Origin of the sequence: Bradyrhizobium pachyrhizi (assembly GCF_029714545.1) — a bacterium.
In the GTDB taxonomy this organism is placed as follows: domain Bacteria; phylum Pseudomonadota; class Alphaproteobacteria; order Rhizobiales; family Xanthobacteraceae; genus Bradyrhizobium; species Bradyrhizobium pachyrhizi.
The window spans coordinates 4,338,502-4,362,587 of record NZ_CP121667.1; the positions used below are offsets into that span (position 1 = coordinate 4,338,502).

29 protein-coding genes are annotated in these 24,086 nt (G+C 64.7%); 14 read left to right on the forward strand and 15 right to left on the reverse strand.

Going from position 1 to position 24,086, the window contains the following annotated elements; genetic code table 11:
- Nucleotides 1–72 precede the first annotated feature (72 nt).
- Complete coding sequence (locus QA639_RS19930) at nt 73–417, forward strand: GrlR family regulatory protein (RefSeq protein ID WP_035634127.1); 345 nt, start codon at nt 73–75, stop codon at nt 415–417.
- On the opposite strand, the gene fabG is transcribed toward QA639_RS19930, so the two are convergent.
- Complete coding sequence (fabG, locus tag QA639_RS19935) at nt 414–1,094, reverse strand: 3-oxoacyl-ACP reductase FabG (protein ID WP_283090502.1); 681 nt, start codon at nt 1,092–1,094, stop codon at nt 414–416. The genes QA639_RS19930 and fabG overlap by 4 nt on opposite strands.
- Before the next feature lie 125 nt (nt 1,095–1,219).
- Between fabG and QA639_RS19940 the strand changes: the two genes are divergently transcribed.
- Complete coding sequence (locus QA639_RS19940) at nt 1,220–1,909, forward strand: SGNH/GDSL hydrolase family protein (RefSeq protein ID WP_283090503.1); 690 nt, start codon at nt 1,220–1,222, stop codon at nt 1,907–1,909.
- A 134-nt stretch (nt 1,910–2,043) separates the two neighbouring features.
- Entirely contained in the window at nt 2,044–2,250 is a 207-nt protein-coding gene (locus QA639_RS19945; RefSeq protein WP_035634033.1) for a hypothetical protein, read from the forward strand.
- 72 nt (nt 2,251–2,322) lie between these two features.
- Here the strand turns inward: QA639_RS19945 and QA639_RS19950 are convergent, their stop codons facing one another.
- Complete coding sequence (locus tag QA639_RS19950) at nt 2,323–3,066, reverse strand: tyrosine-protein phosphatase (protein WP_283090504.1); 744 nt, start codon at nt 3,064–3,066, stop codon at nt 2,323–2,325.
- Between the two features lie 85 nt (nt 3,067–3,151).
- On the opposite strand from QA639_RS19950, the gene QA639_RS19955 reads away from it, so the two are divergent.
- Entirely contained in the window at nt 3,152–3,463 is a 312-nt protein-coding gene (locus QA639_RS19955; RefSeq protein ID WP_028332324.1) for an MliC family protein, read from the forward strand.
- An 86-nt stretch (nt 3,464–3,549) separates the two neighbouring features.
- Here QA639_RS19955 and QA639_RS19960 read toward each other — a convergent pair whose 3' ends face one another.
- Nucleotides 3,550–3,762: a DUF2735 domain-containing protein gene (locus tag QA639_RS19960; RefSeq protein ID WP_050386610.1), complete on the reverse strand. Its 213-nt coding sequence runs from the start codon at nt 3,760–3,762 to the stop codon at nt 3,550–3,552.
- A 539-nt stretch (nt 3,763–4,301) separates the two neighbouring features.
- Here QA639_RS19960 and QA639_RS19965 point away from each other — a divergent pair.
- The 5 genes from QA639_RS19965 to QA639_RS19985 all read left to right on the forward strand — a co-directional run bounded on the left by QA639_RS19965 (nt 4,302) and on the right by QA639_RS19985 (nt 7,993).
- Complete coding sequence (locus tag QA639_RS19965; protein WP_024581543.1) at nt 4,302–5,336, forward strand: glutamine synthetase beta-grasp domain-containing protein; 1,035 nt, start codon at nt 4,302–4,304, stop codon at nt 5,334–5,336.
- Between the two features lie 198 nt (nt 5,337–5,534).
- A complete protein-coding gene (locus tag QA639_RS19970; protein WP_283090505.1) occupies nt 5,535–6,239 on the forward strand; it encodes a hypothetical protein in 705 nt (234 codons plus the stop codon).
- Nucleotides 6,240–6,244: 5 nt separating this feature from the next.
- Complete coding sequence (locus tag QA639_RS19975) at nt 6,245–6,931, forward strand: substrate-binding domain-containing protein (protein WP_157346504.1); 687 nt, start codon at nt 6,245–6,247, stop codon at nt 6,929–6,931.
- A gap of 32 nt (nt 6,932–6,963) precedes the next feature.
- Complete coding sequence (locus QA639_RS19980; protein WP_283090506.1) at nt 6,964–7,782, forward strand: tetratricopeptide repeat protein; 819 nt, start codon at nt 6,964–6,966, stop codon at nt 7,780–7,782.
- A 61-nt stretch (nt 7,783–7,843) separates the two neighbouring features.
- A complete protein-coding gene (locus QA639_RS19985; RefSeq protein WP_092086355.1) occupies nt 7,844–7,993 on the forward strand; it encodes a hypothetical protein in 150 nt (49 codons plus the stop codon).
- Nucleotides 7,994–8,009: 16 nt separating this feature from the next.
- Here QA639_RS19985 and QA639_RS19990 read toward each other — a convergent pair whose 3' ends face one another.
- The 4 genes from QA639_RS19990 to QA639_RS20005 all read right to left on the reverse strand — a co-directional run bounded on the left by QA639_RS19990 (nt 8,010) and on the right by QA639_RS20005 (nt 13,156).
- Nucleotides 8,010–8,627, reverse strand: a complete 618-nt coding sequence (locus QA639_RS19990; protein ID WP_346283737.1) for an Isoquinoline 1-oxidoreductase subunit — start codon at nt 8,625–8,627, stop codon at nt 8,010–8,012.
- Nucleotides 8,628–8,638: 11 nt separating this feature from the next.
- The gene (locus QA639_RS19995; RefSeq protein WP_028332318.1) at nt 8,639–9,163 is read right to left on the reverse strand and encodes a (2Fe-2S)-binding protein; all 525 of its coding nucleotides are present in this window, start codon (nt 9,161–9,163) and stop codon (nt 8,639–8,641) included.
- Entirely contained in the window at nt 9,160–11,934 is a 2,775-nt protein-coding gene (locus QA639_RS20000; RefSeq protein ID WP_283090604.1) for a xanthine dehydrogenase family protein molybdopterin-binding subunit, read from the reverse strand. The genes QA639_RS19995 and QA639_RS20000 overlap by 4 nt, the downstream gene beginning before the upstream one ends.
- 130 nt (nt 11,935–12,064) lie before the next feature.
- Complete coding sequence (locus QA639_RS20005) at nt 12,065–13,156, reverse strand: hypothetical protein (protein WP_028332316.1); 1,092 nt, start codon at nt 13,154–13,156, stop codon at nt 12,065–12,067.
- A 285-nt stretch (nt 13,157–13,441) separates the two neighbouring features.
- Here QA639_RS20005 and QA639_RS20010 point away from each other — a divergent pair, with 285 nt between their 5' ends.
- Complete coding sequence (locus QA639_RS20010; protein WP_028332315.1) at nt 13,442–14,146, forward strand: hypothetical protein; 705 nt, start codon at nt 13,442–13,444, stop codon at nt 14,144–14,146.
- A 10-nt stretch (nt 14,147–14,156) separates the two neighbouring features.
- Here the strand turns inward: QA639_RS20010 and QA639_RS20015 are convergent, their stop codons facing one another.
- Complete coding sequence (locus QA639_RS20015; protein WP_016843015.1) at nt 14,157–14,600, reverse strand: DMT family transporter; 444 nt, start codon at nt 14,598–14,600, stop codon at nt 14,157–14,159.
- 159 nt (nt 14,601–14,759) lie between these two features.
- Between QA639_RS20015 and QA639_RS20020 the strand changes: the two genes are divergently transcribed.
- Nucleotides 14,760–16,382: an ABC-F family ATP-binding cassette domain-containing protein gene (locus QA639_RS20020; protein WP_283090508.1), complete on the forward strand. Its 1,623-nt coding sequence runs from the start codon at nt 14,760–14,762 to the stop codon at nt 16,380–16,382.
- 57 nt (nt 16,383–16,439) lie between these two features.
- On the opposite strand, the gene QA639_RS20025 is transcribed toward QA639_RS20020, so the two are convergent.
- From QA639_RS20025 to QA639_RS20040, 4 genes are all read right to left on the reverse strand, one after another.
- On the reverse strand, nt 16,440–16,976 hold the full coding sequence (locus QA639_RS20025) for an REP-associated tyrosine transposase (protein WP_283090509.1): 537 nt from the start codon (nt 16,974–16,976) through the stop codon (nt 16,440–16,442).
- A 108-nt stretch (nt 16,977–17,084) separates the two neighbouring features.
- Entirely contained in the window at nt 17,085–17,717 is a 633-nt protein-coding gene (locus tag QA639_RS20030; RefSeq protein WP_283090510.1) for a DapH/DapD/GlmU-related protein, read from the reverse strand.
- A gap of 76 nt (nt 17,718–17,793) precedes the next feature.
- Nucleotides 17,794–18,768, reverse strand: coding sequence for a glycerophosphodiester phosphodiesterase family protein (locus QA639_RS20035; protein ID WP_157346515.1), 975 nt, complete (start codon nt 18,766–18,768; stop codon nt 17,794–17,796).
- A gap of 65 nt (nt 18,769–18,833) precedes the next feature.
- Nucleotides 18,834–19,745 carry a dienelactone hydrolase family protein gene (locus tag QA639_RS20040; protein ID WP_283090511.1) on the reverse strand — a complete coding sequence of 304 codons (912 nt, stop codon included), beginning with the start codon at nt 19,743–19,745 and terminating at the stop codon, nt 18,834–18,836.
- A 110-nt stretch (nt 19,746–19,855) separates the two neighbouring features.
- Here QA639_RS20040 and QA639_RS20045 point away from each other — a divergent pair, with 110 nt between their 5' ends.
- Nucleotides 19,856–20,731, forward strand: a complete 876-nt coding sequence (locus QA639_RS20045) for an MBL fold metallo-hydrolase (RefSeq protein ID WP_092086331.1) — start codon at nt 19,856–19,858, stop codon at nt 20,729–20,731.
- A 25-nt stretch (nt 20,732–20,756) separates the two neighbouring features.
- Here the strand turns inward: QA639_RS20045 and QA639_RS20050 are convergent, their stop codons facing one another.
- The 3 genes from QA639_RS20050 to QA639_RS20060 are packed head-to-tail and all read right to left on the reverse strand — an operon-like array spanning nt 20,757 to nt 22,338.
- On the reverse strand, nt 20,757–20,948 hold the full coding sequence (locus QA639_RS20050; protein WP_157346517.1) for a hypothetical protein: 192 nt from the start codon (nt 20,946–20,948) through the stop codon (nt 20,757–20,759).
- 50 nt (nt 20,949–20,998) lie between these two features.
- Entirely contained in the window at nt 20,999–21,301 is a 303-nt protein-coding gene (locus tag QA639_RS20055; protein WP_028332307.1) for a PilZ domain-containing protein, read from the reverse strand.
- A gap of 8 nt (nt 21,302–21,309) precedes the next feature.
- Nucleotides 21,310–22,338 (reverse strand): DUF2336 domain-containing protein, encoded by a 1,029-nt coding sequence (locus QA639_RS20060; RefSeq protein ID WP_283090512.1) that lies wholly within the window; start codon nt 22,336–22,338, stop codon nt 21,310–21,312.
- A gap of 393 nt (nt 22,339–22,731) precedes the next feature.
- On the opposite strand from QA639_RS20060, the gene QA639_RS20065 reads away from it, so the two are divergent.
- Both QA639_RS20065 and QA639_RS20070 read left to right on the forward strand, forming a co-directional pair.
- Nucleotides 22,732–23,700 (forward strand): AraC family transcriptional regulator, encoded by a 969-nt coding sequence (locus QA639_RS20065; protein ID WP_157346519.1) that lies wholly within the window; start codon nt 22,732–22,734, stop codon nt 23,698–23,700.
- A gap of 71 nt (nt 23,701–23,771) precedes the next feature.
- A complete protein-coding gene (locus QA639_RS20070) occupies nt 23,772–24,017 on the forward strand; it encodes a PilZ domain-containing protein (protein WP_026192700.1) in 246 nt (81 codons plus the stop codon).
- Nucleotides 24,018–24,086 lie beyond the last annotated feature (69 nt).

The following is a 24,086-nucleotide window of genomic DNA, read 5'->3' on the forward strand; positions in this document are numbered from 1 at the left end:
CGCCGAGGCGGATGGAATTTGCCCAAGGCACGGCCGAGCGGCTATGGTCGGAACCGGGACCAGGCGCAGCTCATGATCCGGAACGGGCTCTATCACATCACCGTCGAATTTCTCGACGGCGTCTCTGGCGGCAACCAGGGCGTCATGGTGCTGCGCGACGGACAGATGCGCGGCGGCGACTCGTTTTTCTTTGCCTACGGCAGCTACACCGCAGCCGACGGCAAGTGGAAGGGCGAGGTCACCAACGAGGAGCATTCGCCGACCTATGGCGAGCGCCCGGTGTGGGAACGCAAGGTGGTCACGATCGGATTTACCGGCACCTATACCGACCAGACCGCCGAAGGTGACGGCATGGCGCTCGCCGGCAAGCAGAGCATCCGCTTCAGGTCGAAGCTGCGGCTGCTGGTTGCGGACTAAACCCGTCCGTTGACCGGCAGCAGCGCGCCGGTGACGGCGCTAGCGGCATCGCTGGCGAGGAACAGGATCACGTCGGCGAGCTCTTTCGGCGTCACCCATTTGGAGATGTCGGCCTTCGGCATCGCGGCGCGGTTGGCGCCGGTGTCGATGATCGAGGGCAGCACCGCGTTGACCGTGACCTTGCCCTTGAGTTCCGCGGCGAGCGACTCGGTGAGGCGATGCACGCCGGCCTTCGAGGCGGCGTAGGGACCCATGCCGGAGGCGGCCTGCAAGGCACCGAGCGCGCCGATATTGATGATCCGGCCGGCGCCCGATTTGGTGAGATGCGGGATGGCGGCGCGCGAGGTGTTGAGCGCCGTCATCACGTTCATCGCATACATGCGCTGCCAGGTCGCCGGATCGCCGTCGCCGACCGCCTCGAAGGTAAAGCCGCCGGCGATGTTGATCAGCCCGTCGAGCCGGCCGAAATGCGCGGCCGCCTTGTCGATCGCGGCGGTCGCCTGCGCAGTGTCGGTGAGGTCGACACCGCCCAACTCGATATGGTCGGCCGTCGCCGCAAGCGTTGACGCGGCATGATCGACGCCGGCGACGCGCGCGCCGCGCGCCAGCGCCTCCGTGGCGACCACTTTGCCAAGCGCGCCGAGGGCGCCCGTGATGACGATGGCTTTTCCGTGCATGGCGGTCTCCGCATTCGCGAGCAAACGAATGCCCACTATGATCAGGCGGAATTCATTTGCAATGCCGCCAATTTCGCCGCCTACTGCGCGTATTTATCAATTCATTCGCCTCAAGGATGTTTGCGATGCCGACACCCAGACCGTGCGAAACCCATCTCGATGTCGTCAGGTTCGGACACAAGCTGCCGCACTTCGCGGATGCGCTGCGGCATCAGCGCAAGATCAAGCTGGTGGCGCTCGGATCGTCGTCGACCGCGGGCGCCGACAACATCCTGCCGTTCCCGCCGCGGCTCGAGATGCTGCTGCGGCAACGCTTCTTCGGCCGGATGATCGACGTGATCAATCGCGGGATCGGCGGTCAGGAGGCGCCGGAGGAATATTCGCGCATCGAGTCCGACGTGACGGCTGAGGCGCCGGTGCTGGTGATCTGGCAGGTCGGCACCAACGCCGTCTACAAGAGCTACAATCCGGCCGAGGTGCGCGCGACGCTGGAGGCCGGGCTCGACGTGCTCGCAGCGCTTCCGCTTGACGTGGTCGTGATGGATTCCCAGTACACGCAGGCGATCGTCGGCACGGAAGCTGCGCTCAATCTCGCCAACGTGATCATGCCGATGATCGCCGAAGTGGCTGCAAGCAAGAAGGTGAATCTGTTTAGCCGGTTCGCGCTGATGAAGCACTGGACCGATGACGGGATTCCACTCGCCGAGCTCGACGATGGCGGGCAGCTTCATACCAGCGAATGGGCGACCAATTGCGTGACCCAGTCGCTGTTCGGCGCGATCGACGACGCATTGAAGCCGGAGGCGATCACGTAAGCCCAACAACGTCGGCCCGACTACGTAAGACTACGGGGTAGGGCCTGTTGGATAAAATTTGCAGCAGTTCTGTAAGTCGTTCGCAGAACCCTTTCCGTAGAAGCGGAACTCCAGCCAAGGCAGGGGTTATGCGAATGGGAAATCTTCCGGATCACGGTTTACCGCTCGTTCAGCTTAAGGAGCAGCGGCGCGATCTCGTGGTGGCGCTGCAAAACCGCAAGGGACCAGTGGGCAGCTGGGAATTGATGCAGATCGCAGCGATCCAGCAGGCGATCTCGGCGTTCGAGGATGTGATTGCCGACCTCGATGCGGAGCTCGAGCTCGAGGCCGCAGCGGCCTGAGCTTCTTTAGTTCAGCCGCGTTTTCTTCACGCGAACCGGTGTGCACGTCGCTCGAAAAGTCGGGCGAACGGATCAGGCCTGCAGATAGCGGCCTTCGAGCGCCTGGCGCTCGGCCTGGCCGAGCCCGAGGCCTTCGCGGAAATAACCGTCGAGGCTGCCATAGTCGGCATCGATCGCCTCGAATGCAGCCTCCAGAAATGCCGCGCGCACGGTGCCGAGCACCTGCTTGACGTCGTCAGGCAGCTCGGTGCTATGGGCCGGGTCGCGCTTGTAGAACTGATTGGTCAGGAGATAGTCATCCGCGATCACCTGATCGGACACTCCGAGCGCGTGCAGGATCAGCGCGCAGGCAAATCCGGTGCGATCCTTGCCGGCGGTGCAGTGGATCACGAGTGGCGCCCGGTCTTCCAGCAGATGAGCAAACAGCGTGCGGTAGCGCGCCGTGTTGTCCTGCACATAGCCCCGGTAGGAGTCCTGCATCACGTCGATCGCATCGGCTTCCGAGAGCTGACGGTTGCTGGCGATCTCGCGCAGCGAAGCCACCACGGTCGGCTCGACCGGAAGTGAATGCACGGTGACGTCGCTCATGCCGCACAGCGCCTCGGCGCGCTCGGCGACGCCGCGGAAATCGAACGCGCTCCTGACCCCGAGCGAGCGCACTACGGCAATGTCCTGCTCGGTGAGGTGCGCAAGATGGTTGGAGCGGAAGATCTGGCGCCAGCGCACCGTCCGCCCGTCGCGCGTCTGGTAGCCGCCAAGGTCGCGAAAATTGCTGGCGCCGGCGAGATTGAGATGACGGGCAGGGGCTTCGGACATCGGGCGGGCCTGTTGCAGCTGATGAGGTCTTGGCGCAGGAATAGCGGCGCAGACAGGTCTATAACCGGCCCGTTGGGGGGAGAATATGACTTATCGCGGGGGCGCCATTGTCATCGGCGCAATTCTTTTCGAGCTCTTTGGTTCCTCGAACGTGTCGGCGCAGTCCGCCTTCCGGAATTATCATTGCGCTGACGGCACGCAGTTCATTGCCGGGTTCTTCAACGGGGATACGCGCGCGCATCTGCAACTCGACGGCAAGGCGGTGACGCTGAAGAAGCGCCTGTCGCTGACTGGCACGCGCTACAAGGGCGGCGGGGTCACGCTCGAGATCAGCCGGGCCGGGCTTGCCAGGCTCCGGCATGCGAGGCGGCCGGCGACGGCCTGCGAGCTGGCATAAAAAAGGGCCGAAACGCTCGCGTTCCGACCCTTGTTATTCTGCTGCTGTCTGACGTTTTTGCGTCGCGCCCCTCGATCGCATCTGCATCAGTGATCGCGGCCTGGCTTGGCGTCGTCGATGGCCGCCTGATGGTACCAGCTCTCGCTGCAGGCCGAGGTCTCGACCTCAGCGGCGAGTTCGAGCGCGGTCCGCGCCTCGCCGTAGCGGCGTCCGCCGAGAGCCGCGCGGCCCCCTGCCGGGAATTGATAGATTGTTGCCGATCCCTGGATCGGTCCTTGGTTTTGGCCCGTGGTGATCATGTCAAAGTCTCCTTTGGCCGGAGCGAGCCTCCATGGTGCGCCCGACTCATTCGCGTGTGGTTACCGAGTTTTCGATATCGGCCCGGGCTGGGCGGGGTGCAAGTGACCAAGAAATAGTCATTGTTTGGTCAATTCGTGGGCAGATTCGGGTTTGCTTCCTGTGAGGCAGGATGCAGCTGACCAACGCTTGAGCCGCGACGATGGTTGCGGGGCACCCGATCGTTCGACACGAACTGTCACATGGCCCTGCCGCCGCATTAAGCGGCAGGCGATGCCGTAGCCGAATTTGCTGCAGAAACGGGCGGTGGAGGGCGCCGGGAGAAGATTTTGACTGACCGCGGCGCATGCCAGCCGCGCTGCTATGTCGCAGAAAAAAATGCGATCTCCGCTGTGGACATCCGCGGCCGGGCGGCCGCCGCAGTGCAGCGACTGGCATTTTAATTGCTTAGTAAGAGCCGGCCGATGGTGGCCGGGTACGCGTGCGGCGGCCGACTGGCTTTCGGTTCCTCACGGTTTTGCATCATCAACAGAGAGGTTCAATGACCAAGTACAAGCTCGAGTATATCTGGCTCGACGGATATACGCCGACGCCGAGCCTGCGCGGTAAGACGCAGATCAAGGAATTCGCGTCGTTCCCGACCCTCGAACAGCTTCCGCTGTGGGGTTTTGACGGTTCGTCCACCCAGCAGGCTGAAGGCCACAGCTCTGACTGCGTGCTGAAGCCGGTCGCCTGCTATCCCGACGCCGCGCGCGAGAACGGCGTGCTGGTGATGTGCGAAGTCATGATGCCCGACGGCAAGACGCCGCATGTCTCGAACAAGCGCGCCACCGTTCTGGATGACGAAGGCGCCTGGTTCGGCTTCGAGCAGGAATACTTCTTCTACAAGGACGGCCGTCCGCTCGGCTTTCCGGAAGAGGGTTATCCGGCGCCGCAGGGCCCGTACTACACCGGCGTCGGCTACAAGAACGTCGGCAGCGTCGCCCGCAAGATCGTCGAAGAGCATCTCAATCTCTGCCTCGCCGCCGGCATCAACCACGAAGGCATCAACGCCGAAGTGGCGAAGGGCCAGTGGGAATTCCAGATCTTCGGCAAGGGCTCCAAGACCGCCGCTGACCAGATGTGGATGGCCCGCTACCTGATGCTGCGCCTCACCGAGAGCTACGGCATCGATATCGAATTCCATTGCAAGCCGCTCGGCGACACCGACTGGAACGGCTCGGGCATGCACGCCAACTTCTCGACCAAGTACATGCGCGAAGTCGGCGGCAAGGAGTACTTCGAGAGCCTGATGAAGGCCTTCGATAAGAACCTGATGGATCACATCGCCGTCTACGGCCCGGACAACGACAAGCGCCTGACCGGCAAGCACGAGACCGCGCCCTGGAACAAGTTCAGCTACGGCGTGGCTGACCGTGGTGCGTCGATCCGCGTGCCGCACTCGTTCGTCAACAACGGCTACAAGGGCTATCTGGAAGACCGCCGCCCGAACTCGCAAGGCGACCCCTACCAGATCGCCTCGCAGATCTTGAAGACGATCTCCGAGGTTCCGACCGGCGCCAAGGCTGCGGCTTAAGTGGCTGCGGCCTAAGCTGCTATCGGACCCGGATGGAGCCATCCGGTACCGCAAATCGGGTCCGCCAGGGCGACAGTCTTGGCGGACCTTCGCGATTTAGCGATACCCTTTGCAGGTGGCGTACCGCCGAAACCGGTTTCGCTGCGTTATGAACCGCGCTAGATAACGGGTGCATGTTGGCTGCCGGGGACGCGGCGCTTGTTTGAGGGGTTTTACAAGGTCCGGTTCGAACTCGGCGGCGCCGTCGGCCGCAGCGTGATGTATGTCGGCGACGGCAAGATGTTGGGCGGCAACTCGGCGTTCGCCCATATCGGCACCTACGAGAAAGCCGGCGACGAGGTCGCAGTCGAGATCCAGACCGTCCGCCACAATCCCGATCCGAACTACCGCGCGATGGCCGGTACCGATGATGCCACGCTGATTGCCAAAGGCCGGCCGGACGGCGAACTCTATCGCTTCAAGGGCGAGCTGAAGGAGCTGCCCGGCGTGCCGTTCCAGTCGGTGATGACGCCGATCACCGGGGAGGACATCCCGATCGCCGGCGGGGTCGGCGAGGGTGGCGTCATCAACGGGCTCTATTCGATCCACATCCGCGTGCTCGATGGGGTCGACGGCGGCCTCACCGGCGTGATGCTGCTGAACAATGGCCGCATCCTTGGCGGCGACGCCTTCTTCTACTATCTCGGCACCTACACCTCCGAGAAAGGCCGCTGGAAGGGCCAGATTCTCAATCAGGAGCACACTTCGGCGATGGGCGAGAATCCGATCTTTGGCGGCCACGAGGTCGGCATCGGCTTTGCAGGCACTTGCGACGCCGATGGCGCCGTGCTGGAGGCGACCGCGCTTGCCGGCAAGCGCAGCCTGCGCCTCACGGCCGCGCTCAAGCTGATGCGGCGGGCATAGGCCATATGGGCAATTCGGTTCGCGTTCTTTCGACGCTGGCGCTGAAGGGCGCGGTCGCGCGGCTTGCCGAGGCCTATCAGGTGGCAAGCAGTGTCCGGATCGACGCCGATTTCGCCCCGACGCTGGCATTGCTCGAACGCCTGCGCGGCGGCGAGGGCGCCGACCTCGTGATCCTGACCCGCGAGGGCCTCGATGAAATGATCGGCGAGGGCCGCGTTGCGCGGGAGAGCGCAGTGGATCTTGCGCGCTCCTATGTCGGCGTCGCGGTGAAGGCGGGGGCCGCGCATCCCGACATCGCGACTGAAGCCGCGCTGCGTGCGGCGCTGCTCGGTGCGCGGGCGGTGGCCTATTCGCGGCTCGGCGCCAGCGGCATCCTGTTCGCGCAGCTGATCGAGCGTCTCGGCATTGTGGAGGCGATCAACGCGCGGGCGGTGATCGTTCCGAGCGGCTTCACCGCGGAGAAGCTCGTCAGCGGCGACGCCGATCTTGCAATCCAGCAGATCAGCGAGTTGAAGCAGATCGACGGCATCGAGGTCGTCGGGCCGATTCCGCTGGATTTGCAGGTCCCGGCAGTGTTCTCCGCCGGCCGCATGGCAGCGTCGCAGCGCGCAGCGGCCGCCGATCATCTGCTGCGCTATCTGTCGTCGGCTGATGTTGCGCCGGTGCTGCGCGAGACCGGGCTCGAGCCTTGAATTCGCCCGCACCGCGACGCAACCTGCTTGTCATGTTCAAACCACTTCAAGCGATTGTCTTTGCTGCGGCGCTGGCCGCGCCCGTGCTTGCCCACGCGCAATCGGCCGACCTCGTGCTGTGCGACCGGCTCGCCGCCGATCCCACCGATCCCGACAAGCCGGCCGACGTGAAGGGCGTGCCCGATGTCGCGTCGGCCGACATCGCGACCGCGATCAAGTACTGCGCGGTGGCGGCGAGATCGTCGCGCCGGGCGATGTACGAGCTCGGCCGGGCCTATGCCGCCAACCGGCAGACCGCGGAAGCCGCAAGCGCCTGGCGCAAGGCGGCCGACAAGGGCTCGACGTCGGCGATGGTCGAGCTCGGCGTGCTCTACGGCAACGGCACCGGCGTTGCCAAGGACGAGGCGCAGGCCCGCAAGTTGTTCGAGCGCGCGGCGCAGGCCGGCAACGCGCGCGGCGTCAGCAACCTTGCGGCGCTCGGCGGCGGGGCGGCGGCTGATCCGGCACGCGCGCGCGAATTGCTTGCCAGGTCCGCCGAGACCAATGCCGAAGCGCAGTACCAGCTCGGCATGATGCTGGCCGAAGGCAAGGGCGGCGCGCAGGACGATGCCGGCGCGCGGGCGCTGTTCGAGAAGGCCGCCGCGCAGAACCATCCGGGCGCGCTGGAGCGGATGGGCGCCTTTGCGCAGGCCGGTCGCGGCGGGCCGAAGGATAGCGATGCCGCAAAAGCCTATTACGAGCGGGCGGCGGCGCTCGGCGATGAGGATGCCAAGAAGGCGCTGGAGCGGGCCCGCTGTCCCTATGTCATCAAGGACAAGCGCGGCAACGCCGTGACCAATCTGTGCTTCTAAGCACTGGAACGCTCGCCGCGGCATGTCGTTGACATGCGAAAGGCATTGGCGAGGCGTTGCGATGATCCGCAAACTAAGTTCCGGCGAGTACCGGCTGTATTCCCGCAAGGTCAATCCGAAGACCGGCAAGCGCCGCAATCTCGGCACCTTCAAGTCGCGCGCGGCGGCGGAGAAGCACGAGCGCGACGTGCAGTATTTCAAGCGCCACTAGTTCGGACGTTGCGCGACTAAGGCGCTGGGCAGGCCGCGCCGGTCTTCACCCAGGCCTCGACCAGCGCGCCGGCCTGCGCCTGCGTGCCCGGTGCCGGTGCGCGGCCGAAGCCGGGATGCCAGGCCCAGCCCACCAGCGTGTCCTTGCCGGTATGCTCGATCAGCTCCTCGACCTTGCGGCCGCCATTCCGCGCGGGGTCGCGGATTTGTGCGCAGATCTCGCCGACGGTCTTGCCGGCCCATGCCATCTCGCGCGGCGCAAGGTGCCATTCCGGGTGGCCCGGCACCCGACCGGGATCGAAATTGGCGTGCTGGTGACAGATCGAGCAGCGCATGGCGTCCTTGCCGTGGCCGTCGGCACCGCGCGTCACCGGTGGCTGATGCATGCGGCTGACATCGCCCTGCCGCGGGCTGTCGCCGGCGGGATGGCAGTTGGTGCAGCGCGGATGCGTCAATACCTTGCCGAGCTCGGTGAAGATCGCCGCCGAGCGCTGCTCGACGTTCTCGATGCCGGCAAAGCTTTCCGGCGAGGCGAGGGCGTGGCTCGCGCTTTCCGACGCCGCGTAGCCTGCGCACAGGCTGGTCGCGAGCGCCGTCAGCACTGCAACGATCCGAAACCGCATTTCCGATGGCATTGCTTGCACGCTTACTTGCTGGCGGTCAGATAGCGTTTGGAATCGGCGAGGATCACGTCGCGCACAGCCTGGTGATACTTGATGTAGCCGGTGCAGCGGCACAGATGGCCGTCGAGCGCATCCGCAATGACGCTCTCGAGCTGGTCCCGTGCCACCGGCGTCTTTGCCAGCCGTTCGAGCAGCACCTGGCCCTCGTTGAGGAAGCCGGCCGTGCAATAGCCGCACTGGAACGCGAAGTGGTCGATGAAGGCGCGCTGCAACGCCGAGAGCTCGCCGTCCCTGGCGTGGCCCTCGACGGTGCGGATCGCCTTGCCGTCGAAATTCGCGGCCGGTACCACGCAGGTCGGGGTGGTGTAGCTGGTGCCGTCGGGATTATCGATGATGACGGCACAGCTCAGGCATTGCGCGGCGCCGCAGCCGAACTTGGTCCCGGTCATCCCGAGCATTTCCCGAAGGAAATCGTTCATCGAGAGGTCGTCGCGGACCTCGATCGGGCCGTGCTTCTGGCCGTTGATGGTGAGGTTGAGCGTCGTCACGCCAGCGCTCCCTTGAGCAGGCTTGTTGTCACCGGCAGAGAGCGGAAGCGGTGGCCGGTCGCATCGTTGATCGCGTTGAGCAGCGCCGGCACGATCGGGATCATCACCACCTCGGCCATGCCCTTCGGCGGCTCGTCCGGCGTCAGTGGCGGCAGCATCTCGATCTCAAGATCGTGCAGCGGCAGATCGGAGCCGCGCGCGATCAGGTACTGGCCGAGATTCCACTGCCCGTTGCCGGGCCCGCCTTCGAACGGCGGCAAAGTTTCCAGCAGCGCGTAGCCGACGCCCATGGCGAACCCGCCATGCGACTGGCCGAGCACCACTTCGGGCACCAGCGCCTGGCCGCATTCGAACACGCTGTAGGCCTTGGCAATGCGCAAGCTGCCGGTCGTGCGCTCGATCTCGACGCGGACCAGCGTGCCGCACATCGAGGTGTAGGCGGTGCCGATCCGGTTGTTGTCGGTCGGCGGGAATTTCACGCTTGTTCGGTCGATCCGCTCGAATTGGCTCCGGCCACGACGAACAGCGAGCGCGTCGATCTCGGCGCGGTACTGTTCGCCGAACAGGGGGAAGCGCGCGCGCGACCAGGCCCAGCGCGAGAAGCTGTGCGCGATGGCGCCGGTGACGAAGCCGCGCGCATGCGCGGTCGCGGCAAGCTTCGGCAAGGGTAGCGGCGCGAGATCGTCGAGCGCCAGCTGGCCATCCTTCCAGTGCGCCTGGTCCCATTGGCGGGCGCGGGGATCGGCCTTGGCGATGTGCCAGAGCTCGAGCGCCGCCGGCCACAGGCCGAAGCGGAAGATGACGCGGGCCGCCTCGGCCGACGAGTGCGTGCCGACATGGGCGCCGATCGACGCGCTGGTCGCCGAGCTGATCGCGGGCACCCAGCGCGTGTTCTTCTCGGCAAGATCCTGGGTCTTCTGATCCATCGTGTAGGGATCGCCCGAGGTGACCAGGCCGAGCGCGTCATAGCTGTCGACCCGAGAGACCGCGACCTCGCCGGCGACGGCGCCGAGATGGCTCGCGACCCGGTTGGCGAGTGCGGTGCCGACGCCATTGCCCATTTCGACATGGTCGCAGTGGATCGCGATCCGTCCCTCGGGATCGATCTCGACCCGGCCGAGCGAGCAATCCGCGCCCGAGCCGTAATCCTTGGTGACGCAGGCGACGCCGGTGCCGACCAGGCGTCCCTCCAGCGCCTTCTGCTTGAAGTCAGCGCGCTGCCGCCAGATCGGATGCTTCTCGAGCTTGTCGAGGATATCTGATGTGCGCACCGATACGATGTAGGGATTGCCAGTCATGGTCCGGCCGTTCTGCTTCAGCGCATTGTTGCGCCGGAACGCGATCGGATCGACCTTGAGCTCGCTGGCGGCCTCGTCGATCAGGACTTCCAGCGCGGTCATGGTCTGCAGCGTGCCGTAGCCGCGCATCGACCCTGCGGTGACGCCGCGCGAATGCAACGCCACGGTGGTGACGTCGACTTTCGGGATGTCGTAGATGCCGATCGCAGCGGTCGCGGCAACGACCGCGACATTGGCCGAGAAGTTGGCGAGCCCGCCGCCGTCGAGCACATGGTCGGCGGCGAACGCAGTGATCTTGCCGCTGGCGCGATCGATGCCGATCCGCGAGCGCATCTTGATCGGGTGGCGTTTGATGCCGCCCTGGAATTGCTGGTAGCGGTCCTGCGCCAGCCGCACCGGCCGGCCCGGGAGGAACATCGCCGCCAGCGCCACGTAAAGCACGAATGGCGTATGGTCGCGGCCGCCGAAGCCGCCGCCGACATGGGCGAACTGCGCGTTGATGTGCGAGGGCCGGAACGGCGGGCGGGCCTTGCCGAGCATGAAGGCGATCGACTCGGTCGCCTCATAGGGCGACTGCACGCCGAGCACGAGTTCGAGATTGCCGTTGTTGTCGCTGTACCAGGCGAGACCGCTCTCCGGCTCGAGGAACATCGGATCGACCGACTGGGTCTCGAACTCGCGGTCGAGCACGAGCTGTGTCGGATCGTCCTTGGCGAGCTGGGCGCGGATCGCTTCGCCATGGGTCGCGGCCTTGGCGTAGTCGGCCTTGGTCTCCTTGGCGAGCGGCAGCCAGACCGGCAGCGCCGCGTTCTGAATGCGGCTCGGCGAAACCCAGCCGGCCTGGATCGGCGAATAGACGTCGGGCGCGTCAGGCGTGGCGCCCGCCACGCGCGTGAAGCGATACGCGCCGTAGTTCGGCAGGATGACCGGCCCGGTCTCGTCGCCGAATTTGACGAAGCCGCCGTCGCGCAACGCGAGGCGCGCGCGGTCGAAGGCGTCGAACTGCTCGAAGATCAACAGCGCGACCGGCTGTCCGAGATAGAGCGGCGTCTTGCCGACCGGGCAGAACAGGTCGCCGGTGTAGAATTCCGGGACCCGCGTGCCGATCCGGTCGAGATCGGCAGCGGTCACGATAACCGACGGCTTTGCCTGATCATCGAGACGGGCGAGGTCCATGCCGGCATAGACATGCGTCGCGTCATCGGCGCGGACCAGGATGGCGTGCGCGGTGGTCGCGGGCCAGCCCGGCATGTCGGCGGCGCGAAAGTCGGACGCGTAGAGTTTTGCGCCGGTGACCTTGGCCACGCCGTCGACACGGCCGGCGCCCTTTTCCGCCGGATTGAAATGGCCGTGACCGGGCAGCGTCTCGCGGGTCGCGAAAGCCGGTTCCTTCGCCAGCGCCAGATGCGACAGGCTGACCGAGATGCCGCCTGCCGACAACCACTTCACGAATTCGCGTCGCGAAGGCCGCATGGTCTGATCTTTCATCGACACCTCGACGACGGCATATCGCGCCGGGGTTTAACAATTGGTGCAATGCACGTGAAAGTATTGCGGCAAAGCGAGCACAACCGCAACGCCGCAATAGGTCGTAGGCGTGGTCTCACTTCAGGTCGGCGATGGTGGCCGGTCCCGGACCCGGCGTGATCAGCGTCGGCCACTGCTTGGAGCCGAACGGCACCAGCGGCGGCAGGAAGGCCGTCATGCCGCGCTTCTTGGTCTCGGCGATGATCGCCTCGCGCGCATCGCCCCCCATCAGCTCATAGTCCATCAGGTGATAGCTGCCGAAAAACAGCGCGCCGACCGAGCGGTCGGCGATGATCCGGGTCAGCGACTCCAGCATGTCCGACGGCGTCGTGGTGAAGGAGATCGTCTCGATCAGCATCAGGCGGCTGTTGATGGCGTCAGGCCCGAAGAACTGGGCCAGCACGCTGAAGATCACGTTGTTCTGCCGCGCCACATAGATCGTGTTGCTCGCGCCGTAGGTCTTGTCCCAGTCGGCGCCGAGCTGGGATTTCCAGTCGGCCATGACTGTCATCCAGTGCGCGACCTGGGTCTGCGCAGCCCAGGCGACGTTCCTGGCGAGCAGCGGCGCCTGCTTCTTGCCGAACGCCTCGAGCGTCGCGAAGGGGATCGCGCCGGCGGTGAGGCATTCATCCATGAAGGCGATGTTGTTCTTGAGGATGGCGCGGTTGTTGTCGCGCCAGTCCGCCTGCATCGGCGTAGCATCGAGCCCGTCGAGCGCCGACTGCATCCGGCTGCGATAGGCCTGCATCGACCCGCGCCACGCCTTGTCGTCGGGATTGTTGACATAGGGGCCGACCACCTCGGCCAGCGCCATCGTGCTGTGGCCGACCGATTTGAGCAGCTGATAGACGATCGGCACCTGCGGCGCTTCGGTCGGCGGCTTGCCCGGCCGGTACAGGATCAGGCGGCCGCCGGCGCCGGAGAACAGGCCGAGGATCACGGGGTGTTTGTCGAGGATGTTCTTCTGGAAGATCCGCGCCGCATCGCCATAGAGCTCGAACATGCCGGTGTTGAGAGCGAGCACATCCTTGGTCGCGACGTCGGCCGGCGTTGATGAGGTCTTGCCGGAGATCGGCCCCATATAGTCGGGCAGCGACTGCGCCAGGGCAGCACCGCCACTGCCGAGCAGCAGCGCCAGCGCGGCGGCCAGGCCAAAGCGATTGATCATGTGATGCTCCTCGAAGCCTCGCCTGTGTCGAGGCCGGGTGCGGCCGCGCGACCATTGGCGGAATGCGCAAATGCTTGGACACAATGAACTGGGAGAGTAGAGAACCGGCAGACCGGATCCCGCATGACGCAGCACGACACGGGCGGCGCCTACAGCTAAGCGACGAATCGGCTGCTGTCCACACCCGGACATTGCGGGCCTGCCTGCGCCAAAAGACGCAATGGTGCGACGTTCGGCTCGGTGCTATGTGGCGAACAGAATCAATTTTATTTTTTGGATTTTTGCGTGCTCAACGGACTTTACAAGGTCGAGTACGGCATCAACGGCGCATTCGGCCGCAGCATCATGTGCATGCATGACGGCAGGATGCTGGGCGGCAATTCGGCCTTTGCCCATCTCGGCACCTATCAGGTGACGGAAGGCGAGATCGCCGCCGAGGTGATCACCGAGCGCCACAATGACGATCCGAACTTCAAGCCGCTGATGGGCGCCGACGTCACCGTCATCAAGGTGCGCGGCAGGAGCGAGGGTTCCACCATCCTGCTCGAGGGCAAGGCCGACGCCATGCCGGACGGCGTGTTCTGGGCGAATTTGGCGCCGCTCGACGACGAGGCCTTGCCGCCACGCGGGGCGGTTGGTCCCGGCGGCATTGTCAACGGACTGTACTCCATCCATCTCCGCGCGCTCGACGGTGTCGACGCCGGGCTTACCGGGGTCATGCTGCTGATGGACGGCCGCATCCTCGGCGGCGATGCGTTCTTCTACTATCTCGGTTCGTATTCGTCCGCGGATGGCCGCTGGCGAGGCGAGATCGTCAACCAGGAGCATACCTCGGCGAAGGGCGAGTACCCGGTGTTCGGCGGTTATGAAGTCGGCATCGGCTTCGCCGGTTCGTGCCGTGCGGATGGTGCCGAGCTCGAAGGAATCGCGCTGGCCGGCAAGCGCAGCCTTCGCCTGTCGGCCGAACTGCGGCTGATGCGCCGGGCGTAACGAGAGCCCGTCAATCCTTGATCAGAAGCACGCCGCCGATGATCAGTGCGATGCCGGCCAGCCGTGAAACCGACACGGGGTGCTGCGCCAGCCCGAACAGGCCAAAATGGTCCATCGCGATGCCCGCGAGCATTTGACCCGCAACCACCAGTGCCAGCAGGGTCGCGGCGCCGAGTGGCGGCAGCAGCAGGATCATCAACAGGATGAAGATGCCGCCGAGGACACCGCCGCTCCAGGCCCACCACGGCACTGCCGTCACCAGCTTCCAGGACGGCACCGGCTCGCGCGTCGCGACCAGCACGACCGCCATCGTCACGAGTCCGCCGAGATAGCTGACGAGCCCGGCCCAGGCCGGCGAGTTGAGGGCAGACCTGAGATTGCCGTTCAGGACCTGCTGAACCGCGACGCAGATGCCGGCGCCAAGCGCGAGGAGATAGAGAAACCAGACTTGCATAAGATGCCCCAAAACCGATCATCGAACCGCTTCATGTCATATTCGATTGGCAATGATCGTGGCATGCACGAAACGCGGCACGAACCTGCGGAATGGGCTTCCACCCGCGTCCCAGATCGAATAAGAGGCCGCAAATCCTCAGTTCCCCAGTATTAGAGCATGATCCGCCTCGATAACGTCTCCAAGCAAGTCGGCCACCAGATCCTCTTCATCGAAGCCTCCGCGGCGCTCCAGAAGGGCGAGAAGATCGGCCTCGTCGGGCCGAACGGCGCCGGCAAGACCACACTGTTCCGGATGATCTCGGGCCGGGAAATCCCGGACGAGGGCCAGGTCTCGCTCGATCGCGGCATTTCGATCGGCTATTTCAGCCAGGATGTCGGCGAGATGTCCGGCCGCAGCGCGGTCGCCGAGGTGATGGATGGGGCAGGGCCCGTCAGCGTGGTCGCGGCCGAGCTCAGGGAACTCGAGGCGGCGATGGCCGACCCCGACAAGGCCGACGAGATGGATGACATCATCGCGCGGTATGGCGAGGTGCAGCATCAATTCGAGGAGCTCGACGGCTATGCGCTTGACGGCCGCGCGCGCGAGGCGCTGGCCGGTCTCGGCTTCAGCCAGGAGATGATGGAAGGCGACGTCGGCAAACTTTCCGGCGGCTGGAAGATGCGGGTGGCGCTGGCGCGCATCCTCTTGATGCGTCCGGACGTCATGCTGCTCGACGAGCCGAGCAACCATCTCGATCTCGAAAGCCTGATCTGGCTCGAGCAGTTCCTGAAGGGTTATGAGGGCGCGCTGCTGATGACTTCGCATGACCGCGAGTTCATCAACCGGATCATCAACAAGGTGGTCGAGATCGACGCCGGCCAGCTCACCACCTATTCCGGCAATTACGAGTTCTACGAACAGCAACGCGCGCTCTCCGACAAGCAGCAGCAGGCGCAGTTCGAGCGGCAGCAGGCGATGCTCGCCAAGGAGATCAAGTTCATCGAGCGCTTCAAGGCGCGCGCCTCGCACGCAGCCCAGGTGCAGAGCCGGGTGAAGAAGCTCGACAAGATCGAGCGGGTCGAGCCGCCTCGGCGGCGGCAGACCGTGGCGTTCGAATTCCAGCCGGCGCCGCGCTCGGGCGAGGATGTCGTCAGCCTGAAGAACGTCCACAAGGCCTATGGCAGCAAGCGCATCTATGACGGCCTCGACTTCATGATCCGCCGCAAGGAGCGCTGGTGCGTGATGGGCATCAACGGCGCGGGCAAGTCGACGCTCCTGAAACTGATCGCCGGTTCAACCGAGCCCGATGACGGCGCGGTCGCGATCGGCGGCAGCGTCAAGATGGGCTATTTCGCCCAGCATGCGATGGACCTGCTCGACGGGGAGCGCACCGTGTTCCAGTCGCTGGAGGACGCGTTTCCGCAGGCCGGGCAGGGCAGCCTTCGCGCGCTCGCCGGCTGTTTCGGCTTCTCCGGCGACGACGTCGAGAAGAAGTGCCGGGTGCTCTCGGGCGGCGAGAAGGCGCGGCTGGTGATGGCGAAGATGTTGTTCGATCCGCCGAATTTCCTCGTGCTGGACGAACCGACCAACCATCTCGATCTCGCCACCAAGGAGATGCTGATCAATGCGCTCTGCGAGTTCGAGGGCACGATGCTGTTCGTCTCGCACGACCGGCACTTCCTCGCCGCGCTCTCCAACCGCGTGCTCGAGCTGACCCCTGACGGCATCCACCAATATGGCGGCGGCTACACTGAGTATGTCGCGCGTACCGGCCAGGAAGCGCCGGGACTGCGGAGCTAGCGTTCGCGATTACCCCCGCCCACTTCGTAGCCCGGATGAAGCGAAGCGAAATCCGGGTCAGTCCTTCCGCTCGCCGAAGTCGTCGTTGTCCATAGCCTGGCTACCGCCCCAATCAGCCGGCAATATCCCACCCCGGACATATCGGTGAAGAGACGTGTGTTGCCAGTCGACAGGCGAGGAAACGAGGCGATGTTTGGTCGGATTGTAGTGGACGTAGTCGATGCAACGTTCGAGATCGCGTTCATTACGGATGGTGTGTTCCCAAAACCGTCTCTGCCAAAGCGGGTACTCGCCGCGGTGGTTTACCGAGAGCGGCACGCCGGTGGCAACAACCGCGCGCGTGAAGTGACTCTTGATCTGCCGCCAGCGATCCGGGAAGTCGCTGTCGCCGGGTGGTAGCGTCATGACCGTATGCAGGTGATCTAGCAGGATCACGATGGCATCCAGCGTGAATGGCTTCTTGGCGCGCGTTGCGCGAAAGGCATCGCGCAACAGCCCGACTTGCTCGACCAGTAGCGACGAAGTCCGATCTTCCAATGTGACCGTGAAGAAGAACGTGCCGCCGGGTATGAAGTTACGCCGATATTGTACCATGCGGCTAGCTTACCCCGGATTTCGCTTCGCTCCATCCGGGCTACGAAGTCAAACGGCTCTATCCCGTAGCCCGGATGGACCGAAGCGAAATCCGGATTAGTCCTGTGCTCAAGCCCGCCACCGCGCGCAAAACGCCTCGACATCGCCGGACTGGAATTCGGGCAGGCGCTCCCAGATGGTCTCAGCCGGCCAGTTCCACCAGGCGATCTGCGACAGCTCGGCGGCGATCTTGCGGTTGAACCGCTCCTTGATCGGCCGGGCCGGTACGCCGCCGACGATGGTGTAGGGCGCGACATCGCGCGAGACCACCGCGCCGGCCGCCAGCACCGCGCCGTCTCCGACGGTGACGCCGGGCAGCACGATCACGCCGTGGCCGATCCAGACGTCGTTTCCGATCACGACGCGATCCGCGCGTCGGTTCCTGAAGAAGTCATGATCGCGCTCGGCCGTGGTCGTGTAATATTCGGGGCAGTAGGTGAAGCGATGCTGGGAGGGGCGCTCGAGCGGATGATTGGGCGCGCCGATCCGGACCTGCGCCGCGATCGCGCAGAAGCGGCCGATCACGGCGTCTGCGACGATACAGCCGCTGCCGAGATAGGAGTAGTCGCCAAGCTCGGTGTATTCGATCGCGGTGTCGCCGAGAATCTCGCAGCAACGTCCGACCTTGACCTCGCGCAGCTTGACCGTCGGCTCGATGACGGTTTCGGCAATCTTGGGGCGGGTCAGGCTCGGTGCGTTCATGGCGTTGTCCTCAATGCGACGAGCCGCTTCAGTCGCACAATTTCTATGACGGACAGATGACAGGAGGAGGCTGGATTTAACGCCCGGCGAGGCGGGCGATGGTCTCGATCTCGTTGGTCCAGATCCCGCCGGAATAGCTTTCGGGCAGGCGCCGGAACAGGTCGGCATCGTCGATGCCGGTCGAGAATTCGCCGCCCTGATAGGGGCCGAGCACGAAGACCGCGCTGTTGGCCGCTGCCATTCGGTTGAGGAAGCGGTCCGGCCATCCCCATAGCCAGGGTGCGTAGTTGATCGGCACCAGCACGATGGCGTTGCGGCAGGCATCAGGCACAATGCCGGTCCAGCCATAGCCGATATAGCGGATGAGGCAGCTCTTGAGCGCCGCGCGGGAAATGGTGCGGGTCTCCGGCGTAAGCCGCCGGATCGTCTCGATCGGCTCGTCGCCGCCATAAACCATGATCAGCTTGCGCCGTTCGGCGGCGAGCCGGTTCAAGATCGTTGCGAGCTTCTCGCCCTCGGCGGGATCGCGGCTCTTGACGTTGATCAGGAGCCGGCGACCCGGAAAGGTCTTGAGCACCTCGTCCAGCGACGGCATCAGGCCGATGCCCTTGCCGCGGAACGGGAAGGTCTTGCCGCCATCGGCCGTGTAGCCATAGCCGATATCGAGCATCTTGAGCCGCGCCATCGGCTGCTCGCGGGTGACGCCCTGGCCGTCGGTGCGGCAATCGACGGTCCAGTCGTGAAACACTGCGAACTCGCCGTCGGTCGTCGGATGGACGTCGAGTTCGACGATATCGGCGCCGCGATCGAAGCTCGCCCGCATCGAGCGGATTGTGTTCTCGAGATAGTCATGGGTCGGCGGCAGCATGCGCGCCGCGGTGCAGGTGTCGTTTTTGAGGTCGCGCTCATCGAAACGCTGCGCCATGCCGCGATGGGCGAGCAGCACCGGCTTGCCGCCGGCATGCGTTGCGAGAAGGCTGGTGTTGTTGAGGTAGATTGCGGCGGCGACGGCAACGATCGTCGCTGCCGCGTATTTCAGTTTCCTGCCCAAGCGACTCGGTTCCTTGCTGGATCGCCGGTCCGGGTAGGGGTGCTTTCTGGTCGATTTGCGGCGGCCTAATCCTTCAAGCCGTCGATTGCGGCAATCGCCCGCACCATCGCGTCGTGGAGCGCCGCGCTGTTGGCGGGATTCGACTGGCGGCGGCGGCCGGGATCGTCGAAATCGTGGATGGGACCCGGATAGACCACGACGTCGATCTTGCTGCCGGCAGCAACGGAGCGACCGGCGACGTCCCGGCAGCGGTCGGGCGATACTTCCTCGTCGTCCGTGCCCAGTAACATCGTGATCGGTGCTGCCGACCTGAGCGTCTGCGCCAGCAGCGCGGCCGGCCCGCAGCCCGGATAGAACACGAGCGCGGCGCGATAGCCCGACGTCGCGGCGCCCTGCCGCTGCATCACGTTCAGCGCGGTGCTGCCGCCGTTCGACCATCCCTGCAGGAAGATGCGATTGCCGTTGATCTCCTTCTGGCTGCGCAGCCAGCTCAGCGCGCCCTCGGCGTCGAGCGGCCGCATGGTCTTTTCATTGACGTCGGTGCGATCAGGATCGTCATGCGTGAAGCGGCCGAAGCCGTGCGCCTTGCCGCGCGGCCCAAAACTGTCCGGCAGCAGCGCGAAATAGCCGTGGCCGGCCCAATACTGTCCCCACATCGCGTGGCGCTTGGACAGGCTGGCGGCATTGCAGGCCGCCGACGGATTGGTCCGCGACACCAGCGTGCAGTCCCTGTTGACGTTGATCGAATAGGGCCCGCCGCGGCCGTGCAGCAGCAAGATCGCGGGGTGCGGACCCGGGGTTTGCGGCCTGAACAGGTAGCCGACGATCTCGGTCTTGCCGTCGGCGCTCGGAAAGAAAACGGTGTCGGGCGCGGCTGCCGCCGCTGTCGGCAATGTCGTGAGCATCATGAGGACGATCGGAATCGCGCGATGGGTCATTCCCGCAGCATGAGCAGGATTTCGGATGAATTGCGGCATGGCTGTTTCCCGCCAGCAATGCAAGGCCGCATGGCGTGCTGCACGGTGCTCGGCTTGTGAGACGAGGTGCCGCCCGCTACGCTTTACAAAAAACCGGGAGCGAAACAACCATGAAGCAGATCAGGATCGGCGACATCACGATCGACGCGGTGATCGAGCGCGAAGGACCGTGGCGGCGGCCGCAGGATTTCTTCCCGACCTACAACGACGATGTGTTCAAGCATCACCTGAAGACGATGGAGCCGGAGGTCTTCGACGCCGCGCGCGGCATGATGGTGATCACCTATCAGACCTTCGTGGTGCGGACGCCGCGCTACACCATCCTGGTCGATACCTGCACCGGCGAGGACAAGGGACACCCGCCGCCGTTCGACTTCCCGGGCAAGGAGCGCTGGCGCAACGAGCTGTTTGCGCTCGGCATCTCCTATGAGCAGATCGATTATGTGTTCTGCACCCATCTGCACATCGACCACACCGGCTGGAATACGACGCTGCGAGACGGGCGCTGGGTGCCGACCTTCCCGAACGCGAAATACGTCTTCCACAAGGGCGAGTACGCGGCCTGGGAGGCCGAGAACGCCAAGGGTGCCAATCCGCCCGGCACGGTGTTCCGCGACAATTGCCTGCCGATCGTCGAGGCCGGGCAGGCGCTCCTGGTCGACGACGACTACGCGCTCGACGACACCGTGACGCTGACGCCGACCCCCGGCCATTCGCCCTGCCATTGCTGCGTCAACATCTTCTCGAAGGGGCAGCGCGCGGTGGTCGCGGGCGACCTGATGCACCATGCGATCCAGTGCCGCGAACCGGAATGGTCGGCCAAGCCCGATTGGGACCCGAAGCAGTCGGCACTATCGCGGCGGAAGTTTTTTGCGTCCGTTGCCGAGACCGACACGCTGATCCTACCGATCCATTTTCCGGCCCCGACGGTCGGCCTGATCAAGGCGGATGGCGATCGCTTCGACTATCGCTTCAAGCGGGAGTAGGCGCGCGACAGTCGGCAGCTCAAGGTCACCGCGCTGCGCGGGTCCGGCGCGGGACCTGGGTCAGAAACCGTTCCAGATCGGCGCATAGGCGATGCGCCATTTCCTCGTCGATCGCAAACGTCGCGACGGCGCCAGCGCAGTCGATCTCGATGGTCCCGCGCAATGGTGCGGCGGAGACGGTTGATACCGTGATGTTGGTCGCTCTCTGTACAGTCATGTCGTCAACTTCCCTTCGGGTCGGTTGCGGCAATCCTCATCTGGCAATCCTCACCTTGGAATGACGGGGCGTCCCTTTCGCCGTCTCTCTTCGATGAACCTCACGCCGATCTCGGCACCGTCGACGCGAACCAGCTCGCAGCGGCGGAAGGCCAGTCCACGCGAGGACAGCACCAGGAAGAACTCCTGGGCCTTCAGCACATCGAGCGTTCCGTCGACCTCGAGCCGGGCCCCGCTCTGCGAGACGTCGAGCAGGATGCAACTCCGCCGCCACGTGCCGTCGACACCCATGAGATTGACGGGATAGCGCGTCTCGAGCCTGACGCGTTCCGCCCTGCGGTCACCATACGTCATAGCATCACTCACATTGCCTGGGAGCGTTTCGCGGTCAGCTCGCTAAGCGAACCGAACCGGATCGTGCGCTGCGCGTTAGAGAGCGCCAGTCCTCCAAACATGTCCCGCGCGCGCTGTAGCTCATCAGGTGCAACCGTCAGCCCGGCCTTCCGGCAGCTGACGATGGCAGCCGTTGTGTTCCAGTTCAGTCGGGATGCGCGGCAGGCGATCACGAGTCCGCTGATGTCGGCGGCTTCCATCAGCGGTGCGATCGTCTCGATCGGAACGGTTGCGAGCTGCGCCAGCGCTGCGACGACGTTGCGGACCTCTCGCCTGATCGCGAAACGGTTGACGCTGGAATCGTTCAACTGCCCGGTTCTGTTCAAGGCCAGCACGGTGGCCCGCGCCTCCGCATAGTCGATTGTGGCTGGTGGGGTTGCGGAGGCGCGGGCTGCGCTGGCATCGATCGCAGCGCGGATCGCGTCCTGAATGTCGGGGCGTGCGCGTTTGAGCAGCCGGGCCTGCTGGCGCGGCGTGGATCGCATCACGAGGTCGACGAGAACGCGGTGGGGCAGGTCGCTGCGCGATATCAGCGCGTCGGCGACGTCGTCGTCGCGCTCGGCGGCATCGACCATCATGGCGAGGCCCGCGCTGGTCAGATCAGCGCCGGGATTGCGCGCGAGGACCCGAAGCACGCTGCTGTCGCCTCGCATCAAGAGAATGTCCGTGAGCTCCGCATTGACGGCCTTGCGTCCTGCGATCGCGCAGAGGTGTCCCTCGGCCCGCATCCAGGCGATGTCGATCAGGTCGGCATCGGGGAGGCATTCGCATTTGCGCAGGATCGGAGCGGCGACATCGGCGTCGTCATGGTTGGCCAGGCGGCGCGCGAGTTCCCGCGGCACCAGGTGCAAATCGGCAAGCGAGCGGCTGAGCGTGGTCAGGGTCCGCAGTTCGACGCTCTCGGTCAGGCGGACCAGGATGCCGTCGAACATCTCGACGTGGTGCGCGCTGAGGCGGTGAGCGTCTTCGAGAAACAGCCCGGCCACCTCCTGCAGCATGCGCGTGCGGAGGTCGGGTGAGCCGGCTTTCAAGACAAGGTCGAGTTTGGCAATAAGATCGGGCGAGGCAATAACTGTCATTGCGGTACCTAAAATGCTCCGCGACGAGGAACGTCATCATTCCCGATGCCAATTTGCTCCTCGAATCTTTAATAGGGGTATAGAAATTGATGGGGAGGGCCGATCGCGGCGGTGGATATCCCGCTAAAGACTATCGAAATTCGGCAGCCGCGTTACATTGCCGGATTGTCCGGTTCGACGAACGGACCGCATTTTTCCTGATTGAACCTATTGGACGATTCGCATTTTGTGCATGGAATTTATTGATGAGGCCGGCGCGCAAGGCGCCGCGTCGCGCACAATTTTTCAAGAGCATTTCACGGGAGCGGTCATTTGACGGCGCCATTACCGGTGCCGAGAGTCTTTCGTTTTGACGATGTTGATGCATTCCGGAGTTCGATCCGAAATCTGGATGTTGATTTCACGCCACTTGCGCGGAAGATTTCGGCCGAGCAGGTCATCCTGAGTTTGCCGGGATGCGACCTCAACTACACGCAGTCCTTTCCGCGGATCGTCGACGCACAGCTTGCGCCGCACACCGCCGCAGTCGGCTTCACGATGGATGACGGGGTCCCGATCCGCTTCAACGGCGTCGAGCGCGATCGCGCGGTCATTGTGCTCGGTGGCGGCGGCGCGTTCTACTCGTCGGTGGAGGAGACGCCCCGCCAATATGCCTCGGTGATGTTTACGCCGGAGATTGTCGGCCGTGGCTGGCCGCAGGCGGGTCTCCATTTCAGCATTCACGAAATTTCTCAACGCGCGCAGGATCGGCTGCGTGAAGTGGTAAGGCACATCCTGCTCGTGACCTCGCAGCCGACCGATGATGCCCCGTTCGCCAGCGGCGAGTCGATCAAGGAGACGCTGCTTGCCGCGATCGACAACGCCTTCGCCGAGATCGTGCCGGCCAAGTGGACGACGCGGGCCAACACGACGCGCCAGTTCAAGGTCTTCAACGACGCGCGCGCAATTCTGGCAGGCGACGTGGCGCACCCGATCTACAGCGGCGAACTCGCCAGGCAGATCGGCGTGTCGGTGCGCACGCTGCATGACGCCATCCAGCGCTACCGGGGCGTCAGCCTGCATCGCTATTTGCGATTGCGCCGGCTCTGGCTGGTGCGCCAGCAACTGCTGGCCGGTGCGCCCAGCGTCAAGACGTGCGCGCTGGCCTACGGATTTTGGCACTTAAGCGATTTTTCGCGCAGCTATCGGTCGCAGTTCGGGGAAGCGCCGTCGGAGACGCTGGCCGCCGCGCGCCGTCTGGGCGCCACCCGGGCCGATCCGTCCCGCAGCCACGGTTCGTAACCACCGATCTGAACGGAATCTTAACGGCCGCCGACGAGCCTGCGGGTACGATTTCACCAGAGGCGACGGTAATGCATCCCCGGAGATTTGCGCGTGTTCGTCCGAGCGGATGCGTATCCAGCGTGGTCAAGCTCCAGCTTGAACCGAAGGCGCCGCTGATCGAGTGCCGGCTGGTGGACTATTCCGCCGGCGGGGCCTGCCTGGAATTTGCCAAGCCGATCCAGTTGCCGGAACGTTTCGAAATGTTTCACGGCAACACCAGGAAGCGTTGCCGGCGGGTCTGGAGCAGGGGCGTGCGGGTCGGCGTCTCGTTCTGAGGGCGCCCGCCGGTCAGGGGCGATCCACCGGCCAATAGCCGTTCGGGCCGCGCCCTGCGCGACCCGATG

Bases quoted from the DNA above. Each gene is read 5' to 3' on its own strand.
- QA639_RS19930 (WP_035634127.1), top strand. From the start codon at position 73: ATGATCCGGAACGGGCTCTATCACATCACCGTCGAATTTCTCGACGGC.
- fabG (WP_283090502.1), bottom strand. From the start codon at position 1,094: ATGCACGGAAAAGCCATCGTCATCACGGGCGCCCTCGGCGCGCTTGGC.
- QA639_RS19940 (WP_283090503.1), top strand. From the start codon at position 1,220: ATGCCGACACCCAGACCGTGCGAAACCCATCTCGATGTCGTCAGGTTC.
- QA639_RS19945 (WP_035634033.1), top strand. From the start codon at position 2,044: ATGGGAAATCTTCCGGATCACGGTTTACCGCTCGTTCAGCTTAAGGAG.
- QA639_RS19950 (WP_283090504.1), bottom strand. From the start codon at position 3,066: ATGTCCGAAGCCCCTGCCCGTCATCTCAATCTCGCCGGCGCCAGCAAT.
- QA639_RS19955 (WP_028332324.1), top strand. From the start codon at position 3,152: ATGACTTATCGCGGGGGCGCCATTGTCATCGGCGCAATTCTTTTCGAG.
- QA639_RS19960 (WP_050386610.1), bottom strand. From the start codon at position 3,762: ATGATCACCACGGGCCAAAACCAAGGACCGATCCAGGGATCGGCAACA.
- QA639_RS19965 (WP_024581543.1), top strand. From the start codon at position 4,302: ATGACCAAGTACAAGCTCGAGTATATCTGGCTCGACGGATATACGCCG.
- QA639_RS19975 (WP_157346504.1), top strand. From the start codon at position 6,245: ATGGGCAATTCGGTTCGCGTTCTTTCGACGCTGGCGCTGAAGGGCGCG.
- QA639_RS19980 (WP_283090506.1), top strand. From the start codon at position 6,964: ATGTTCAAACCACTTCAAGCGATTGTCTTTGCTGCGGCGCTGGCCGCG.
- QA639_RS19985 (WP_092086355.1), top strand. From the start codon at position 7,844: ATGATCCGCAAACTAAGTTCCGGCGAGTACCGGCTGTATTCCCGCAAG.
- QA639_RS19990 (WP_346283737.1), bottom strand. From the start codon at position 8,627: ATGCCATCGGAAATGCGGTTTCGGATCGTTGCAGTGCTGACGGCGCTC.
- QA639_RS20000 (WP_283090604.1), bottom strand. From the start codon at position 11,934: ATGCGGCCTTCGCGACGCGAATTCGTGAAGTGGTTGTCGGCAGGCGGC.
- QA639_RS20005 (WP_028332316.1), bottom strand. From the start codon at position 13,156: ATGATCAATCGCTTTGGCCTGGCCGCCGCGCTGGCGCTGCTGCTCGGC.
- QA639_RS20015 (WP_016843015.1), bottom strand. From the start codon at position 14,600: ATGCAAGTCTGGTTTCTCTATCTCCTCGCGCTTGGCGCCGGCATCTGC.
- QA639_RS20020 (WP_283090508.1), top strand. From the start codon at position 14,760: ATGATCCGCCTCGATAACGTCTCCAAGCAAGTCGGCCACCAGATCCTC.
- QA639_RS20025 (WP_283090509.1), bottom strand. From the start codon at position 16,976: ATGGTACAATATCGGCGTAACTTCATACCCGGCGGCACGTTCTTCTTC.
- QA639_RS20030 (WP_283090510.1), bottom strand. From the start codon at position 17,717: ATGAACGCACCGAGCCTGACCCGCCCCAAGATTGCCGAAACCGTCATC.
- QA639_RS20040 (WP_283090511.1), bottom strand. From the start codon at position 19,745: ATGCCGCAATTCATCCGAAATCCTGCTCATGCTGCGGGAATGACCCAT.
- QA639_RS20045 (WP_092086331.1), top strand. From the start codon at position 19,856: ATGAAGCAGATCAGGATCGGCGACATCACGATCGACGCGGTGATCGAG.
- QA639_RS20050 (WP_157346517.1), bottom strand. From the start codon at position 20,948: ATGACTGTACAGAGAGCGACCAACATCACGGTATCAACCGTCTCCGCC.
- QA639_RS20055 (WP_028332307.1), bottom strand. From the start codon at position 21,301: ATGACGTATGGTGACCGCAGGGCGGAACGCGTCAGGCTCGAGACGCGC.
- QA639_RS20060 (WP_283090512.1), bottom strand. From the start codon at position 22,338: ATGCTGCAGGAGGTGGCCGGGCTGTTTCTCGAAGACGCTCACCGCCTC.
- QA639_RS20070 (WP_026192700.1), top strand. From the start codon at position 23,772: ATGCATCCCCGGAGATTTGCGCGTGTTCGTCCGAGCGGATGCGTATCC.